The sequence below is a fragment of the Klebsiella sp. 2680 genome, from assembly GCF_900198535.1.
In the GTDB taxonomy this organism is placed as follows: domain Bacteria; phylum Pseudomonadota; class Gammaproteobacteria; order Enterobacterales; family Enterobacteriaceae; genus Klebsiella; species Klebsiella indica.
Window position 1 is genome coordinate 49,713 of sequence record NZ_FZNJ01000003.1, and the last position, 16,751, is coordinate 66,463.

The 16,751-nt window shown below is 54.5% G+C and carries 14 protein-coding genes; 8 read left to right on the forward strand and 6 right to left on the reverse strand.

Annotated elements, in window-relative coordinates; translation table 11 throughout:
* Positions 1–747, forward strand: a complete 747-nt coding sequence (locus tag FN037_RS13450) for an SDR family NAD(P)-dependent oxidoreductase (RefSeq protein WP_142502458.1) — start codon at positions 1–3, stop codon at positions 745–747.
* Positions 748–967: 220 nt separating this feature from the next.
* Here FN037_RS13450 and FN037_RS13455 read toward each other — a convergent pair whose 3' ends face one another.
* From FN037_RS13455 to FN037_RS13475, 5 genes are all read right to left on the reverse strand, one after another.
* Positions 968–2,278, reverse strand: a complete 1,311-nt coding sequence (locus FN037_RS13455) for an MFS transporter (RefSeq protein ID WP_142502459.1) — start codon at positions 2,276–2,278, stop codon at positions 968–970.
* 105 nt (positions 2,279–2,383) lie between these two features.
* Positions 2,384–3,022, reverse strand: coding sequence for an N-carbamoylsarcosine amidohydrolase (locus tag FN037_RS13460; protein WP_142502762.1), 639 nt, complete (start codon positions 3,020–3,022; stop codon positions 2,384–2,386).
* Positions 3,023–3,034: 12 nt separating this feature from the next.
* Entirely contained in the window at positions 3,035–3,787 is a 753-nt protein-coding gene (locus FN037_RS13465; protein WP_142502460.1) for an Asp/Glu racemase, read from the reverse strand.
* Positions 3,784–4,605 carry an alpha/beta hydrolase gene (locus FN037_RS13470; protein WP_142502763.1) on the reverse strand — a complete coding sequence of 274 codons (822 nt, stop codon included), beginning with the start codon at positions 4,603–4,605 and terminating at the stop codon, positions 3,784–3,786. The genes FN037_RS13465 and FN037_RS13470 overlap by 4 nt, the downstream gene beginning before the upstream one ends.
* A gap of 2 nt (positions 4,606–4,607) precedes the next feature.
* Positions 4,608–5,750, reverse strand: a complete 1,143-nt coding sequence (locus tag FN037_RS13475; protein ID WP_142502461.1) for an FAD-dependent monooxygenase — start codon at positions 5,748–5,750, stop codon at positions 4,608–4,610.
* Positions 5,751–6,074: 324 nt separating this feature from the next.
* On the opposite strand from FN037_RS13475, the gene FN037_RS13480 reads away from it, so the two are divergent.
* From FN037_RS13480 to FN037_RS13500, 5 genes are all read left to right on the forward strand, one after another.
* Entirely contained in the window at positions 6,075–7,127 is a 1,053-nt protein-coding gene (locus FN037_RS13480) for a 2,5-dihydroxypyridine 5,6-dioxygenase (RefSeq protein ID WP_142502462.1), read from the forward strand.
* 78 nt (positions 7,128–7,205) lie between these two features.
* Positions 7,206–7,667, forward strand: a complete 462-nt coding sequence (locus FN037_RS13485; RefSeq protein ID WP_142502463.1) for a MarR family winged helix-turn-helix transcriptional regulator — start codon at positions 7,206–7,208, stop codon at positions 7,665–7,667.
* Positions 7,668–7,711: 44 nt separating this feature from the next.
* A complete protein-coding gene (locus tag FN037_RS13490; protein WP_374043530.1) occupies positions 7,712–8,239 on the forward strand; it encodes a (2Fe-2S)-binding protein in 528 nt (175 codons plus the stop codon).
* A complete protein-coding gene (locus FN037_RS13495) occupies positions 8,236–11,805 on the forward strand; it encodes a molybdopterin cofactor-binding domain-containing protein (protein WP_142502465.1) in 3,570 nt (1,189 codons plus the stop codon). The genes FN037_RS13490 and FN037_RS13495 overlap by 4 nt, the downstream gene beginning before the upstream one ends.
* A gap of 14 nt (positions 11,806–11,819) precedes the next feature.
* On the forward strand, positions 11,820–12,791 hold the full coding sequence (locus FN037_RS13500) for an XdhC family protein (protein WP_142502466.1): 972 nt from the start codon (positions 11,820–11,822) through the stop codon (positions 12,789–12,791).
* Here the strand turns inward: FN037_RS13500 and FN037_RS13505 are convergent.
* Complete coding sequence (locus FN037_RS13505) at positions 12,775–13,380, reverse strand: NTP transferase domain-containing protein (protein ID WP_312845805.1); 606 nt, start codon at positions 13,378–13,380, stop codon at positions 12,775–12,777. The genes FN037_RS13500 and FN037_RS13505 overlap by 17 nt on opposite strands.
* A gap of 522 nt (positions 13,381–13,902) precedes the next feature.
* Between FN037_RS13505 and FN037_RS13510 the strand changes: the two genes are divergently transcribed.
* Together FN037_RS13510 and FN037_RS13515 are read left to right on the forward strand one after the other, a co-directional pair.
* The gene (locus tag FN037_RS13510; protein WP_142502764.1) at positions 13,903–15,768 is read left to right on the forward strand and encodes a beta-glucoside-specific PTS transporter subunit IIABC; all 1,866 of its coding nucleotides are present in this window, start codon (positions 13,903–13,905) and stop codon (positions 15,766–15,768) included.
* 127 nt (positions 15,769–15,895) lie between these two features.
* Positions 15,896–16,741 carry a PRD domain-containing protein gene (locus FN037_RS13515; protein WP_142502765.1) on the forward strand — a complete coding sequence of 282 codons (846 nt, stop codon included), beginning with the start codon at positions 15,896–15,898 and terminating at the stop codon, positions 16,739–16,741.
* Positions 16,742–16,751 lie beyond the last annotated feature (10 nt).

The window sequence follows — 16,751 nt, forward strand, 5'->3', positions numbered from 1 at the left end:
ATGAAAACGCAATTTACAGGAAAAATCGCCATCATCACTGGCGCCGCTGGCGGTATTTGCAGAGAAACCGCTTTCTGTCTGGCTGAACGCGGAGCACGTGGCATTGTCATTGCCGATCTCAATGGCAACAAAGCGCAGGAAACCGCACAGGCTATCTCCGCCGCTACCGAGTGCCGTTGTCTGCCCTTCACAACCGATGTCTCCGATCCTGAGAGTATCACAGCGCTATTCGCCTTCACCCTTGAACAGTTCGGAACCTTCCATATTCTGATCAATGGTGCGGGAGTATGCCCGACAACGCCATTGTCAGAATTGACAGCCGATAAATGGGACTGGTGTATGAATATCAACTTACGTAGCGCTCATCTTTGCTGCCGGGAGGCGATCCCTGTCATGCAACGTCAACATTATGGGCGCATTGTTAATATTGCCTCGCTCTCTTATCGCGTCGGCGGTATTGCCTCGTCGGTCAGCTACGCCGCTTCGAAGGGGGGATTGGTTACCGCAACAAAATGCTACGCACGGATGACCGCCAGGGATGGCATCACGGTTAATGCCATCTGTCCGGGACTGATTCTGACTGATATGACGCGCGACAATGGCTATGATCCTGAGACTATCCCTATGGGCCGCCTGGGAGAGCCGCGTGATATCGCTACCGCTATTGCTTTTCTGGCCAGTGATGACTCCCTCTACATGACGGGCTGCGCGATGGATGTCAATGGGGGATTGTATATGACGCCTTAGATCCATAGATCACGATGAGGCGGCTGAGCATCAGTAAGTATATGGCTTTCTTTAGCGACAGCCGCCCCGCCTGGCCTGACGGGCGTAACGCCCTCTGTAATAAGACAGAATAAACAGATTCAGCGCGGCCTGGCGACGACACATTACCGCCGCCAGGCAAAGTTATACCCGCGCGCTGAATAGCATTACATATCAAAACAATACATTGCACTCTGTTTAATCAACGATTGACCAGTTTAGCCGGTAAAGCGATAACCAACAGGCAACTGAGTAGCAGGCATATGGCGAAGAACCACAATGCGCCATTACCGCTGCCCGTAAGATCAAGTGCAATGCCCATCACGGAGTTACTCACCAGCCCGGCAATATTGGCGATGGAACAGGCGAACGCAAATCCTGCCGCTGCGGCCGTCCCCTTCAGGAATGTGGCGGGCAGGCTGAAAAACACCGGGACGGCCCCGATGATCATCGCTTGCGCCACCGAGAAGAGTAACACCGTCATCAACACGTTATGAGAGAAGAATGTGCTGGCGCCCATCGCAGCCGCGCCAATGACAAACGGTACGATAATATGCCAGCGACGTTCCCGCAGACGGTCCGAACTTTTGCCAATCGCCAGCATACCAATGAGCGCGGCCAGGCTGGGAATGGCTGTCAGATAACCGATGGTGCTGATATCCGTCGTACCGGCATTTTTGATAAAAGTCGGCATCCAAAAGCCCATCGCATAAGCGCTGAGCAGAATAGAAAAGTCGATTCCGCCCAACATAACCACGCGAATATTCAGCAGACCATCGCGCAGACGATGTTTTACCCCTTTTGCATCGCCCTCATCTTTTTCCAGCTCGCTCTGGATTGCCTTTTTCTCCTCGTGGCTAAGCCAGTTGGCGCGCTCAATACTGTCCGGCAACAGCCAAAAAGTCATCACACCCAGCAACACACTGGGCAGCCCTTCCAGCAAAAACAGCCACTGCCAGCCGCGTAAACCGTAGACCTCATGGAAATGTCCCATGATCCAGCCGGAAAGCGGGCCGCCAATCAGGCTGGAAAGCGGCAGGCCAATCATAAAGAGCGCGATAATACGACTGCGGCGCCAGGAGGGGAACCATTTCGTCAGATAGAACAGCACGCCAGGTAAAAAACCGGCCTCCGCCGCCCCCAGTAAGAAACGCACGATGTAAAACTGCATCGGCGTCTGTACCAGCAGCGTAGCGGTGGAGAGTAACCCCCAGGTAAGCATGATACGTGCAATCCAGATCCTGGCGCCTACACGTTGCAGAATAAGATTACTGGGTACTTCAAACAGAATATAACCGACAAAAAACAGCCCGGCGCCGAGTCCAAACGCTGTCTCGCTCAGAGACAGGTCGCTCGCCATTTGCAGCTTTGCCAGACCAATGTTGATACGATCCAGATACGCTGCCAGATAACACAGGCAGAGAAAAGGAATCAGTTTCCAGGTTATCTTGCGATAAATCGAGGCAGTGTCCTCGGCTGCCAGCTCAACAGGACGGGTTGAAACAACACTCATGATTTTCTCCGGGCGCGATGAAGTTTTATAGGCATGTCGTTATGCGTTTCACACACAGGTGAAACGTGCTCTTCTTTGCGTAATCCGTGCAGGTGAATAGCGCCCTTAACGGGCGCTGAACTGTCCCAGATACTCCAGCGTGGTGGCTTTAGACACCACATCGCCGTACTTGCTATCAATATCAAAGAGATTGGCTTCATGCGGCGCATCATGACGATCGCCAACACACTCGCGAACCACCATGGCGCGAAAACCATATTGCAAGGCGTCAACTGCGCTCGCCCTTACACAACCACTGGTGGAACAACCTGCGATGATCAACGTGTCTATCCCTTCCGTCACCAGCAACGACGCCAGTGCGGTGCCAAAAAACGCACTGGCATACTGCTTGGTAATCACCACTTCATCCGATCGCGGCGATACCCCAGTACAGAACGCCGCCAATGGATTCCCCTCCACCATGTCACGCATCACCGGGGCCTTCTGCACCCATATTCCGCCATCACGCTGATGTTGCGGGTGATAGCGAATCTGCGTGTGGATTACCGGGATCCCGCAGCGGCGCGCCGTTGCCAGCAACGCTTCTGATTGCTGTACGGCTTCCACCACCCCCGGCGCAAACAGCGGCGCCCCAGGCGTAGTGTATCCTTGCAGAAAATCGATCATCAGCAGCGCTGGCCGCTTACCGAAACCAATACGGTTTCCCCAGACGCCGGCATAGTTTTCATTGGCACTTTGTGTCATCACCGCTTCTCCTTACCAGGCGCCAGACAGTAACGCACCAGCGCCAGGCACCACTGGCTCAAGTTCCAGCGCGTTCAACAGCGCGAAAGTGGTGGCGATCGCTGCAGTGATCACCGGTTTACCGGTCTGTGCTTCCACTTTTGCGACTGCGGGTAGCGAAGGCATTTGTACGCAGGCTGAAAGCACAATCACATCGACATCATCCGTTGGCATATCGGCGACAATGCCAGGCAAATTGCCGGGATCGTGTCGGGCGACCGCGAGATTGTCGGCAATCTCCAGCGCTCGCCAGGTTTTGACTTCAATGCCTTCACGCTGGATGTAATCGACGACCAGTTCAGTCAGCGGCTTCATATAGGGTGCGACCAGCGCTATTTTTTTCGCCCCCATAATATGCAGCGCATCGACTAATGCCCCGGCACTGGTTATCACCGGCGCCAGCGCATTGTTTTCTCGTGTCACCTCGGTCAGACGCTGCTGTGACTGGCGGTGATAACCAGGCCCCATCGCCATGATCGCCACCAGGCAGGCATAACCCAGCACATCAACCTGCGCATCGGACAACTCCAGCGCGCAACGGTCGGATTCCTTGTCCATCGCCGCCAGCTCGTCTTTATTGACATGCTTCATACGCATCCGGCTGGAGTGGAAGGTAAAACGCTCCGGGCGAATCAGCTGGCGTGCCTGCAACATCGCGGGGATTTCGGTTTCCATCGTGATGTTGGAACTCGGCACAATCTGGCCAATACGATATAGACGGGTCATGACGGAACCTCCGTATTCAGCCTTACGCCAAGGAACAGGCCGAAAGCAGCAAAGAAACCGGCAAAATCATCCCAGGGGATCATATGACCGGCATTTTCAACGTGAGTAATTTCAATGGATGGCAACAGTTCGCGAATTTCAGCCTCATCTTCCGCCTGGATAACGCCCCCTTTACCTGCGACCATCAGCAGGGTTTTCGCCGGAAGGTGGGGAAAATACTGGTGAATATCGAGATGATGGAAGTCGTCATAGGCGCGGCGAATTGCCGGTTCATAGCAGGTATGCAGCCACTCGGCGCGCAGTTGACGCTGTTCTTCCGTCCAGCTCGGGCAATATTTTTTCATCGCCTCTGCATCCATTCCCTGCACCGCTTCACGAATAGAATCCTGATACCACGGCCACTGGCCGGGATAAGGGCGGCGCCCCGGTCCGGAAACCGGCAGATCAATCAGTGACAGGGATAACACGCCATCCGGCTGTTTCACTGCGGCACGCATGATGAAGCGAGCCCCCATTGAGTGCCCTACCAGATGGTATTCTGATAACCCCATCGCCTTAGCAAAGGCATTGATATCATCGGAGCAGCTTTCGGTGCCATAATCCAGCCCCTCTCCGCTGCTGGATAAACCGCGGCCGCGTACGTCCAACACCCAGGTATCAAACTGGCGGCCAAACACCTCGGCGACAAAGCCCCAGGTGATCGCCGGGCTGGTGATGCCCGGAACCAGAATCAGCGTCGGTCCGGTGCCGCCGTAACGCAGATAGTGCTGGCGAATACCATTGGCCTGCACCTGTCCCCCAGAAATAAAACAGCTCATCATCACGCCTCGCTTTTCAACGGCGCGTTGAACACGTCGTAGCCGTAAACCCAGGCAGGATCCTCCTGCGTACGCAAGAATGTGTTCGCGTTAGAAACGGCCTGTACACGCGAGGCACGCTCTTTACGGTTAACTTCGTACAGGCGGAAGGCCGTGCTGTAATCATCAAGGCCGGTTTCCGTCAGGCAACGTGACAACATCGCCGCGTCTTCAATTGCCATCGCTGCGCCCTGCGCCATATGCGGTTTCATCGGATGACAGGCGTCGCCCAGCAGCACAATGCGCCCTTCACTCCATACCGGCAGAGGCTGGCGATTCAGCAACGGCCATTTGGTCACCCCTTCACTGCATTCAATCAATGCCTGCACGACCGGGTGATAGTGGCCGAACGTTTCAAACATCTCTTGCTGGCTGCTCTCCACAAAGCTGCCTTTGAAATCCCATGCCGGATGCGGCACGCCGGAAACGTAGTAATACTCATCACGTGATTTGGTGGTGTAATACACCATCAGGTGACGATCTTCCGACCACCACTTCACGCAGTCCTCAAAACTCAGATTGTACTTACGCAGCTTCTCGCCGCGGATCAGCGCCCGGTGCGCCACCCAGCCGCTGTAGGTCGGCGCTTCCACGCCCAGCAGGTGCTCACGCAGTTTTGAGTTGATGCCGTCTGCGCCAATAACAATATCGGCGCGTTCTTCGCTGCCGTCCTGGAAACGCAGCACCACATCGCTGCCGCTATCCTCAACACTGCTCAGGCATTTATTGAAATGGAGCGTGCCAGGCTGCAGGCTGGTCATCTGCATCGCCTGCAAATCCCCACGATGGACGGTGACATACGCGGCGCCATACTCTTTGCGCGCAAACTCACCCAACGGGATGCGAGAAAGATAATCGCCCGTTTCACCATCACGGCTGAACCAGAAATCAGGATGGGAAGCCAGATCTTCCAGCGACTGTTCGATGCCCATACGGCGAAATACTTTTAAAACATTCGGCCCCATATGAATACCGGCCCCAAGACGGGAGAACACCGGACTCTGCTCGTAGACCTGTACATTGAAGCCTGCTTTCTGTAACAGCGATCCCGCAGCAAGCCCACCAAGGCCCGCGCCAACAATCGCAATGCGTTTATTATTGCTCATATTTTCCTCTCAAAATTCACGCTGATTTAAAGGCGCATCAGGGTCATTGATGACATCCCCTTCGCCAAAATTAAAGTGTACACACTATAAATCACAGTGTTATTCGCTTGTAAACAACAATGTCTTTCACAGTAAAGAATCAATGACACGATGTTAATCACAGCGAACAAGCTGCGTTAAATAGGCTTTTCTTATGGTAAAAAGAAATGCTTGCACTCTTCCTTTCAACACATCTATAACAAATACATGTAGTGTACTCACTATAAATAGATCGCTTTTTAACCACCAGATGTTGTCTGGCATCTAACCTGAGAGGAACCCTCCATGGCAGTAAATCAGAGTCAGTTAGGCGAGATGTTTGAGCAGGTATTACGTCTGTCTAAAGTGGACGCCACTCAGAGCGTCGCCATTTTAAAAAGTCACTATTCTGATGCTCGCACCGTGCAGGCTGCGACCGATGCTGCACTACGATTGGGCGCAAAAGTCTATTGCGTTGAGCTGCCCGCGTTTAATCATCCGACGGCCATGGGCAACGATATGACGGCCTACTGCGGCGACACTGCACTGACGGGCAATATTGCCGCGCAACGCGCGCTGGAGGCCGCAGACCTGATTGTCGATACCATGATGCTGCTGCACTCGCCAGAACAGGAACAGATCCTGAAAACGGGCACGCGTATTCTGCTGGCGGTGGAACCGCCTGAAGTATTGGCACGAATGTTGCCTACTGAGGAGGACAAATCGCGGGTGCTGGCTGCCGCGGCGGTGCTGGAGAAAGCCCGAATGATGACGGTGAAGTCGCAGGCTGGCAGCGACTTCCGCGCCCCGCTGGGAGAGTACCCGACGGTCACGGAATACGGCTATGCCGACGAACCGGGCCGTTGGGATCACTGGCCGAGCGGTTTCCTTTTCACCTGGCCGAATGAATCTCAGGCGGAAGGGGTACTGGTACTGGAGGTGGGCGACATTTTGCTGCCCTTTAAATCCTATGCGCGCGAACGCATCACGCTGGAAATTGAAAAAGGGTTTGTGACTCGAATTCACGGTGGTTTCGAAGCGGAGTATTTGCGCGATTACATGCGCTACTTCAATGATCCGGAAGTCTATGGCATTTCGCACATTGGCTGGGGTCTGCAACCACGCGCGCAATGGACCGCGATGGGCCTGCACGACAAAAACGACGGCATGTGTATGGATGCCCGCGCGTTTTACGGCAATTTCCTCTTTTCGACGGGTCCGAATACCGAAGTCGGTGGAAAACGTAAAACGCCATGCCATATGGATATCGCGCTGCGTCGCTGCGACATCAAAGTAGACGACCTGTTAGTCGTAGCGGAAGGAGAAGTGGTCGCACCGGAGGCCTCTCGCGCACGTTAACCTTACGCAGGGAAGTTGCTGTCAGCGCAGTGACAATTCATTACACTGGCTGCCAGTATCCGGGAAAAGGACCTTTTTATGTCGCATAACAACACGCCTCACGCGGAAGATAATTACGACTACACCCAACAGGTTGGCCATCTGCTGCGCAGAGTTTATCAGCGTCATGTCGCTATTTTTCAACAACAAATTGGCGGTTCACAGATCACCGCAGTGCAGTTTATAACCCTTTGCGCACTGCGTGATCACGGGCCCAGCGCCCAGAACGATCTGGTGCGTTACACCGCCGTTGATCAAGCCACCATTCGGGGGGTTGTGGAACGTCTGAAAACCCGAGGGCTGGTCACGCTTGGCCCGGACCCGAGGGATAAGCGTAAGGTCATTGTAATGCTGACATCAGCCGGTCATACGTTGATACAAAACACGACCGGCAACGCAGTTCACATCACTGAAATGACATACGGGCAGTTGAACCCAGCCGAACGTGTTGCGCTGGTTTATCTGCTCAGGAAAATGCTGGACGATTCAAGCCAGCGATAGCCCGGGGCGAGTGAGCCGCCTCGGTAAGGCGGTTAATAATGAAAATGATGGCACAACAGTCTGCCACTCCCGTTTCACCTGCAAGTTTGCGCTGTTATTCATTGAACGTTAACGGCGAAACAAAAGACGTCACCAGTTACCGCGACACCTCGCTGCTGCTGGTATTACGTAATGAGTTATGCCTCAATGGCCCCAAATATGGCTGCGGGCTCGGCGAATGCGGCGCCTGTACCGTGCTGATTGATGGTATCGCCGCGCGCGCCTGCGTGATCCCGGCCTATGGCGTGCGTCAGCGCGCCATCACGACCCTCGAAGGCTTAGGGCAACGTCATGCCTTGCATCCGGTGCAACAGGCATTTATCGAAGAACAGGCTGCGCAATGCGGTTACTGCCTGAACGGTATGATCATGACCACCGCCGCCCTGTTGCAAGAGGAGTCCTGCCCAAGCGATCAACAAATCCGTTCCGCGTTGAGCGGTAACCTCTGCCGTTGCGGCACCCACAAAGAAATTCTCTGCGCAGTGAAACGTGCCATTCAACTCTGTCAGCAACAGGCGGGGGAGCAGAAATGAGCCAGTCTGCAGCGCCAACCCAGCAGCAGTTGCTGGATTCAAATAACGTACTGCTGATTGTTGATGAGATCCAACCGCCACCGGGTCTGGTGCCAAAAGGCCAGACGCCTGCCATGCAACCGAAGGAAATTGCGCTATTTATTGCCATTGACGGTAACGGCCAGGTCTGGGCGTTTAACGGTCATGTTGATCTCGGTACCGGAGTAAAAACCGCGCTAACGCAAATTGTCGCCGAAGAGCTCAATCTGCGGATGGACCAGGTGAATATGGTGCTGGGGGATACGCAACGCGTCCCCAATCAGGGCGCGACTATCGCCAGCGCCACGCTGCAGATTTCCGCGATTCCATTGCGCAAAGCCGCGGCGGAGGCGCGTCGCTGGCTGACGCAGCAGGCCGCCGCGCGTTTGCAGGTTACCACCGATGCCTTAACGCTGGATGCCGGTGCGTTCCATCTGAATAGCGGGGTAAGCATCCGTTTCGCCGAACTGGTAGCGGGACAACGTTGCGAATTGCGTATTTCTGACGATGTACCGCTGAAACCTTCCAGCGAATATCGGCTGGTAGGCGCAAGTACACCGCGTGTTGATATTCCGGCGAAAGCGACCGGTGAGTTAACCTGGGTGCACGATATGCGTCTCCCCGGCATGCTACATGGCCGCGTCATCCGCCCGCCCTATGCCGGATATGACACGGGGCCGTTCGTGGGGACTTCATTGCAGAGCATTGACGAAAGCTCGATTGCCCATCTTGAAGGTATCGTCAAAGTGGTACAGATTGCGGATTTTGTCGGCGTGGTCGCGGAACGTGAAGATCAGGCTATCGCCGCAATGGAAGCCCTGAAAGTTCACTGGAAACCCTGGGAGCATTTGCTGCCGGATATACGCGATGTTGAACAGGCGATTCGTGATAATCCGCGCACTTCGCGCGTGGTACACGATACCGGTGACGTGGACAACGCTCTGGAAAATGTCGCACAGCGTTTTACTCGCAACTATGTCTGGCCTTATCAGCTACACGGATCTATCGGCCCCTCCTGCGCGGTAGCCGATTTTAATTCACAAGGATTACAGGTGTGGAGCGGCACGCAGAACCCGCATCTGTTACGCGCCGACCTCGCCTGGCTGCTTGAGATGGCGGAAAGCACCATCGAAGTGAACCGGATGGAAGCGGCGGGTTGCTATGGGCGTAACTGCGCGGATGATGTGGCAGCAGATGCCGCACTGCTATCCCGGGCTGTGGGCAAACCCGTGCGCGTGCAGCTGACCCGGGCTCAGGAACACGTCTGGGAACCCAAAGGGACCGCACAGTTGATGGATGTAGACGGTGGCCTCGATGCCAACGGCCATCCTCACGTCTACGATTTCACCACGTCTTATCCCTCCAACGGTGCGCCAACCCTGGCGCTGCTGTTGACAAGGCGGGTGGATCCCGTCGCGCTGGCGTATGAAATGGGCGACCGGACGTCAATCCCGCCCTACGACTTCCCGCACATGCGCGTAACGATTGAAGATATGGCGCCGATCATCCGCGCATCCTGGATGCGCGGGGTCTCGGCACTGCCCAATACGTTTGCTCATGAATCCTACATGGATGAACTGGCGCATGCGGCCGGTGTCGATCCGGTGGAGTACCGGCTGCGCTACATCAAGGATGAGCGTGCCGCGGAGCTAATCCGCTCCACAGCGGATCGTGCCGGCTGGACGCCGCGAACCGAACCAATGCAAAGTGAGAGCGAACCCGGAATATTACGCGGTCGGGGCTTTGCCTATGCACGCTACATCCACAGTAAGTTTCCCGGCTTTGGCGCCGCCTGGGCCGCCTGGGTCGCTGACGTTGCGATTGATAAGCGGAGTGGGGAAATCGCCGTCACCCGCATCACCATTGGTCACGATGCCGGAATGATGGTCAACCCTGACGGCGTGAAACACCAGATTCACGGTAACGTTATCCAGTCCACCAGTCGCGTACTGAAAGAACAGGTCACGATTGAAAGCAATATGATAGCCAGCCAGGAATGGGGGAGTTATCCGATCCTCACCTTCCCGGAAGTGCCTGATATTGATGTGATGATGGTGCCGCGTCCGTATGATCCGCCGCTTGGCGCAGGAGAATCCGCTTCTGTACCCAGTGCCGCCGCTATCGCTAATGCGGTATTTGATGCCACCGGTATCCGTTTTCGCGAGCTACCGATCACCTCAGACAAACTGCGTCAGGCATTGAATGGGCCTGATCCGCAGCCGGAACAACTCGCTGCCCCCGCTCGCAAGCCCCCTCTTCGCCGTCGTAAATGGGCCATTGGCGGCGCTACCGGGTTACTGGGTGCGGCTGTTGGCTTTGCGATCAATGCTTTGCCGTGGCGCGCCGCTATTGCGCCGGTAACGCCGCCGCAAGCAGGGAGTTGGTCAACAGAGATGCTCGAACGCGGTCGTCAGGTTGCCGCCGCAGGGGATTGTTCGGTATGTCACACCGCCGAAGGCGGCGCCACTAACGCTGGCGGCCTGAAGATGGATACGCCTTTTGGTACGCTGTTTTCTACCAATATCACCCCGGATAAAAAAACAGGCATTGGCGACTGGTCGTTTAACGCCTTCGATCGTGCAATGCGTCAGGGCATTAGCCGCGACGGGCATCATCTCTATCCGGCGTTTCCTTACACGTCGTTCCGGCAACTGAGCGAAGCGGATATGCAGGCGTTATACGCCTACCTGATGTCTCAACCTGCGGTTGAACAAGCGCCACCAGAAAATAAGATGCGTTTCCCTTTTAATATGCGTTTCCTGATGGCGGGATGGAATGCGCTCTATTTGCGGAGCGGCGAGTATCAAAACGATCCGACCAAAAGCGCCGAATGGAACCGTGGCGCCTATCTGGTCAACGGGGCCGGGCACTGTGGCGCCTGTCACTCGCCGCGTAACCTGATGGGCGCGGAAAAAGGCGGCGACCAGTTCCTTGCCGGTGGCTGGGTAGATGGCTGGGAAGCCCCGGCGCTAAATCAGCTCAGTAAAGCACCGCAACCCTGGACCGCCGAAACGCTCTACAACTATCTGCGCACCGGCTATGACGACAAACACGGCGTAGCTGTCGGCCCAATGGCGCCAGTGGTCAGCCATCTCGCCACGCTCCCGGAAGCCGATGTACGTGCGATGGCAAGCTACCTGGCGGATATTAATGGCCAGGATTCGGCACCCGCACCGGCGGCAAATCCTGTGATGCAACCCGCGTGGAACACCGCGGCGGGCGAACGACTGTTTAAGGGGGCATGCCAGGCATGTCACAGCGCCAGTGACGGAGGCCCAAAACTGTTTGGCGTCAGCCCGTCAATGGCCAACAGCAGTAGCCTGACCAGCGCCACGCCGGACAACCTGTTGCAGGTGGTGTTACACGGTATCGATAAACCTGCTACTGATAATCTGGGCTATATGCCGGGCTTTGCCGCCAGTTTATCAGACAAGCAGGTGGCCGAGATTGCCGCGTATCTTCGTCAACGTTACGCCCCCAATGAGCCAGCCTGGACGGATTTAACCGAAAAAGTCGCGCAGGTCCGCGCCAACCCCAGCAGCCATTAGCGTGGAGGAGATCTATGCTGTCACTTGATCAACGCGTGATTGACCAGGCTCTGCTGTGGCTGCAACAGCGGAAGGTCATTTGGCTGTGTACGGTGTTGCACAGCTGGGGATCTGCTCCGCGATCGCCGGGCGCGATGCTGGTCGCAAACAGCCAAGGCGACTGGATTGGATCGCTTTCAGGCGGTTGCATTGAAGAGGATTTTCTCGCAAGGCTGCAGCAAGGGGCCTGGCCACATGCCAGTGAACGGGTGCGCTACGGTGCTGAAGGTCTGGCTCCGCCAGTACAACTCCCTTGCGGTGGTATTCTGGACGTTCTGGTGGAGCGGTTAGCGCCAGATGAGCAGTCACTGGCGTTGTTATCCGCGATGCAGACCGCGTTATGCGGAGGTCCTCTGCTGGCACGTTATATTACGATCGGACATACCCATGAATGGCAGACGCTGCCCGCGGGCATGCCGCTCCCCGTGCTGCGCTATGACGATAACAGCGCGATATTACCCGTGGGCGCAGTGGCCACGATACTGATCGCCGGTTACTCTGCCGTCGCCTGTGAGTGCATCCGCATGGCGTTATTGCTCGGCTTCCGGGTGGTGATATGTGAGCATCGCGATACGGAGTTCCGGCAACTGAATGAAACCGTTAACGCGTGCGAGAATCTGCACTGTATCCAGCAGCATCCGGCCCGATATCTGGAAACGTCCGGCGCGTCCGCGGGAACAGCGATTCTCTGCCTGACCCATGATCCGCGTATTGATGATTTGACATTAATGGAGGCAGTGAACACCCCCGCGTTTTACATTGGCGCAATGGGGTCGGCAAAAAATAGTCAGCGGCGGCTGCAACGACTCACTGAACATGGCGGAGTATCGGAGCAGGCATTAAAGCGAATTCACGCGCCCATTGGTCTGCCCATTGGCAGCAAAACGCCCGCGGAGATTGCGCTGGCGACGCTGGCGGATATCGTCCGTGTCAGGAACGGTTTATAACCGGTAAATCAGCATCACGAATGACCCCGGCGTGGGCATTGAGGGTTTTGAGGATTGCGGGGTCAAGCAGCGTCCGGGCACCGTTATCCCCGCTTAAACGGCTCAGCGCTTCGCCATAACCGCGGGCGAATCCCACCGGATGCCCCGGTTGCTGTTGCCAGCATAATCGTACCTGCTGCGCGCCATCCGCGAGTGCCGTTGCCACACGTCGATGATCCTGGGCCGTCACCCAGGCCATATCGCCAGGCTGAATCAGCCAGCCCGGCCATGCCCTCGTCTGCTGTACGCCTGCCGCGATACTTTCGCCACTGCCATTACTGACGAGGGTGATGGCAGGAACCTGATATTGTCGCGCGAGCGCCAGAATGTCGGGATAGTCAGGCCGGGTAACCAATAGTAGTGGCAAACCTGAGCGCTTAGCCTGTTGCAAGGTTAGCGCCAGCAGCGGTTGCCCATTACGCTGCTGCGCCAGTAATTTATTGCCCTGACCGCCTGCTTGTTTAAACCGCTCCCCTAATCCGGCCGCAAGAATGATAATGCCCAGTCGCGCCTCCCCGAAATATAAATAGAATTTTTGTATGCCTGTGATGACGGGTTAAAACCGTTATCTCAACCTTAGTAAGACAGGCAATACATGATGAATATTATGCAGCACAATAATACCCACACAATTAAGGTATATATTCATCCCCTTTCACCACCTTTCCCCATAACTTATTGAGTTAAAATATAAATTAATAACACAAAGAGATAAACTCCCGGCATCTGATCAGACGAATTTCATATCCCTCTTATTTTTCCGCGCCGGCGCCCCGTTCATCCACAACCTTTTCCCGTTTTAACATCATATTTTTCTATGGATTATGGCGGTTCCAGCAGATTCCCGGAAAGGACACGAAATTTATTACTTGCGCTGATTTACCGTTTTTATTATTTCTTATTGTACATATACGCAGGCGTAACGTTACCGCTGCGCGTAATATTTATATCAGTTTTATTGCGGCGTGCTACTGCTCAGGCAGGCAAGACCAAAATAAAAATGTCTGCTTCGGTTTTTACCGGAGTGCATTTTTTTTTGGTCTTTTTTTTGTCTTAATGAAAAGGGAACATGATGAGTCATAACGAATTAGCAGAAGAAATCCTGCGCCTGGTCAACGGTGGCGGTAATATCCGTACCCTGACGCATTGTGCAACCCGACTGCGTATGGAGTTTAACGATCGCGACGCGGTACAAAGTGCAATGATCGAAAAGTTACCTGGCGTCATCAGCGTCGTTGAACACGGCGGGCAATTCCAGATAGTCGTGGGTAACGATGTTCAGCGGGTATTTCGCGTACTGGAAAAAGCCACTCATGGTCATAAAAGCCCGACGGCGCCCGCCAAACCACAACGAAACGGAATTGTTTCGCGGATTATCAGTGTAATATCGACGACACTCACGCCGGTGATTCCGGCCATCACCGGCGCCGGGATGATTAAAGCGCTATTAGCGCTGTGTAAGTTGACCGGGGTGATGAATGAAAGCAGCCCGACCTGGCAACTGCTGAACGTAATTTCTGACGCCGCCTTTTTCTTCTTGCCGGTACTTCTCGCTTATGGCTCAGCATTGAAATTTGAATGTAATGTCATTCTTGCAATGACCATTGCCGGAGCGCTGTTGCATCCGGAAATCGGGAAGATGATCGCCAGTGGTAAACCGATGGATTTCCTGGGGCTGCCCTTCCAGTTGGCTGATTACGCCGGTTCGGTGCTGCCGATTATCCTCACGGTCTGGCTGATGTCCTGGATTGAGCGCTTTGCTGAGCGCGTATCGCCTTCAATTATCAAATTTTTCGTTAAGCCGATGATTATCCTGCTGGTGACTGCGCCTCTGGCGCTGGTCGTCGTTGGGCCTGTTGGTATCTGGCTGAACGATATTGTCGCGGCAGGCGCTGTGATTATTGACCGTCATGCCAGCTGGCTCATCCCAATGCTCATGGGCGGGCTGCAGCCGTTCCTGGTGATCACGGGCACCGCCTGGGCAATGACGCCAATCGCCACAGGACAGTTGAGCAAGAATGGTTTTGAAATGATCAATGGTCCCGGCATGTTGGCGTCCAACATTGCACAGGGCGCCGCAACGCTTTGTGTCGCCTTAAAAACCCGCAATAAAAACCTTCGGCAGTTGGCGTCTTCCGCCGGATTCACCGCACTGCTTGGTATTACTGAACCCTCCTTGTATGGCGTAACCCTGAAACTGAAACGTCCGCTTGTCGCGGCGATGATCGGTGGCGGGTGCGCGGGAATTTATGCTGGAGTAAGCGGTCTGGTCCGCTACGCTTTTGTCTCCCCAGGGTTGGCCGCACTGCCTGCATTCATCGGCGAGAACCCGATGAATATCGTGCACGCCCTGATCACCTGCGCCATCGCAATTGTGGTGACATTTGCGCTCACCTGGATACTGGGATTTGAAGATATTCCGGAAAACATCACATCATCGCCTGACGTGGCGCCTGCTCCCGTTGTTTTACAACCAGGCACTATCGCCAGTCCTTTGCAGGGCGATCTGGTGATGTTAAGTGAAGTGAAAGATGACGTTTTCGCCAAGGGATTGCTCGGTCACGGGGTGGCGATTCGACCAAATGAAGGAATACTGCGTGCCCCCGTGAGCGGAAAAATCATGACCTTTCTCCCCTCTTGCCATGCGGTGGGATTGATGAGCCACGAAGGAATGGAAGTGCTTATCCATATTGGTATCGATACGGTTGCGCTCGGAGGTAAATATTTCAGTTCTTCTTTACAGGTGGGCGATGAAGTTCAGGCAGGCGATGAACTGGTACGCTTTGATATCCAGGCTATCGCGGCTGCCGGTTATGATCTGATCACGCCTGTGGTTGTCATCAACAGCGATGAATATGCCATGACTGTTGCCGCCGCAGGGCCTGTCGATTTTGGTCAGCCTGTTATGGAACTGAAAGTCAGGGAACAAGCGGCATGATGTATCAACCTCTCCTCCCCGGGAACATTTTGTGGAAAGCGTCTCCCGCCGCATATCCGCCAGAAGAGGCAGGAACAGCGACAGGATCGCCAGTAACAGACAACATTTACAGGATGCACGTTAATTGATGAAGGTTATTAAAGTCCTGAATAACAGTCTGGTCATGATTGAAGATGATGAGGGAAAAGAGGCCATCGTCATGGGAAAAGGGATCGGCTTCAGTAGTCGCGTCGGCGATATCATACCAACGGCTAAAGTTGAAAAACTGTTTGTGGTGCAGGAAAACCTGCCTGGCGCGGAGTACCTGAGCGCCTTTGCCGCCATGCCGGAAGAGATATTTCAAATGACGGGATTAGTGATGCAAATGGCCCAACAGGAATTAAGCTACCCTTTACGGCCACAGATCTTTTTCACTCTGACCGACCACCTGATGTTCGCGGTAGAGCGCAGTCGCAAAGGAATTATGCTGCAAAACAGGGTACTGTTTGAGGTACAACGTTTCTGGCCAGCGGAATTTTCATTGGCTCAAAAAGTGGTAAACCGCCTTAACCATCAATTTATGCTCGACCTGCCTCCTGAAGAGGCAGGCAATATCGCGTTTCATCTGGTCAATGGGCAATCGGAGCACAACGACACCCGTCAGACTTTACAGGCGATGCGAATGTTGAAAGATATTTTCAACATCATTCAGTATCACGCAGCCATCACCATCGACACGAACTCGCTAAATTACTCCCGTTTTCTTATTCACATGCAATTCTTTATACAACGCATGTTCACCGGGCAGCTAAACCATAGCCAGGGAAACACAATGCTGGAGCAAATAGCCCACCAGCATCCCCGGATGCATCGCTGTGCCCTGGTGATTAATGATTATGTAAAACAGCAGCTTGAAGTTGAGATAACCGACGATGAGTTATTATGGCTAATCGTTCATCTGGTGAGGATTTCTGAACCTGCCACAGCGCAGTAAGAGAATCACC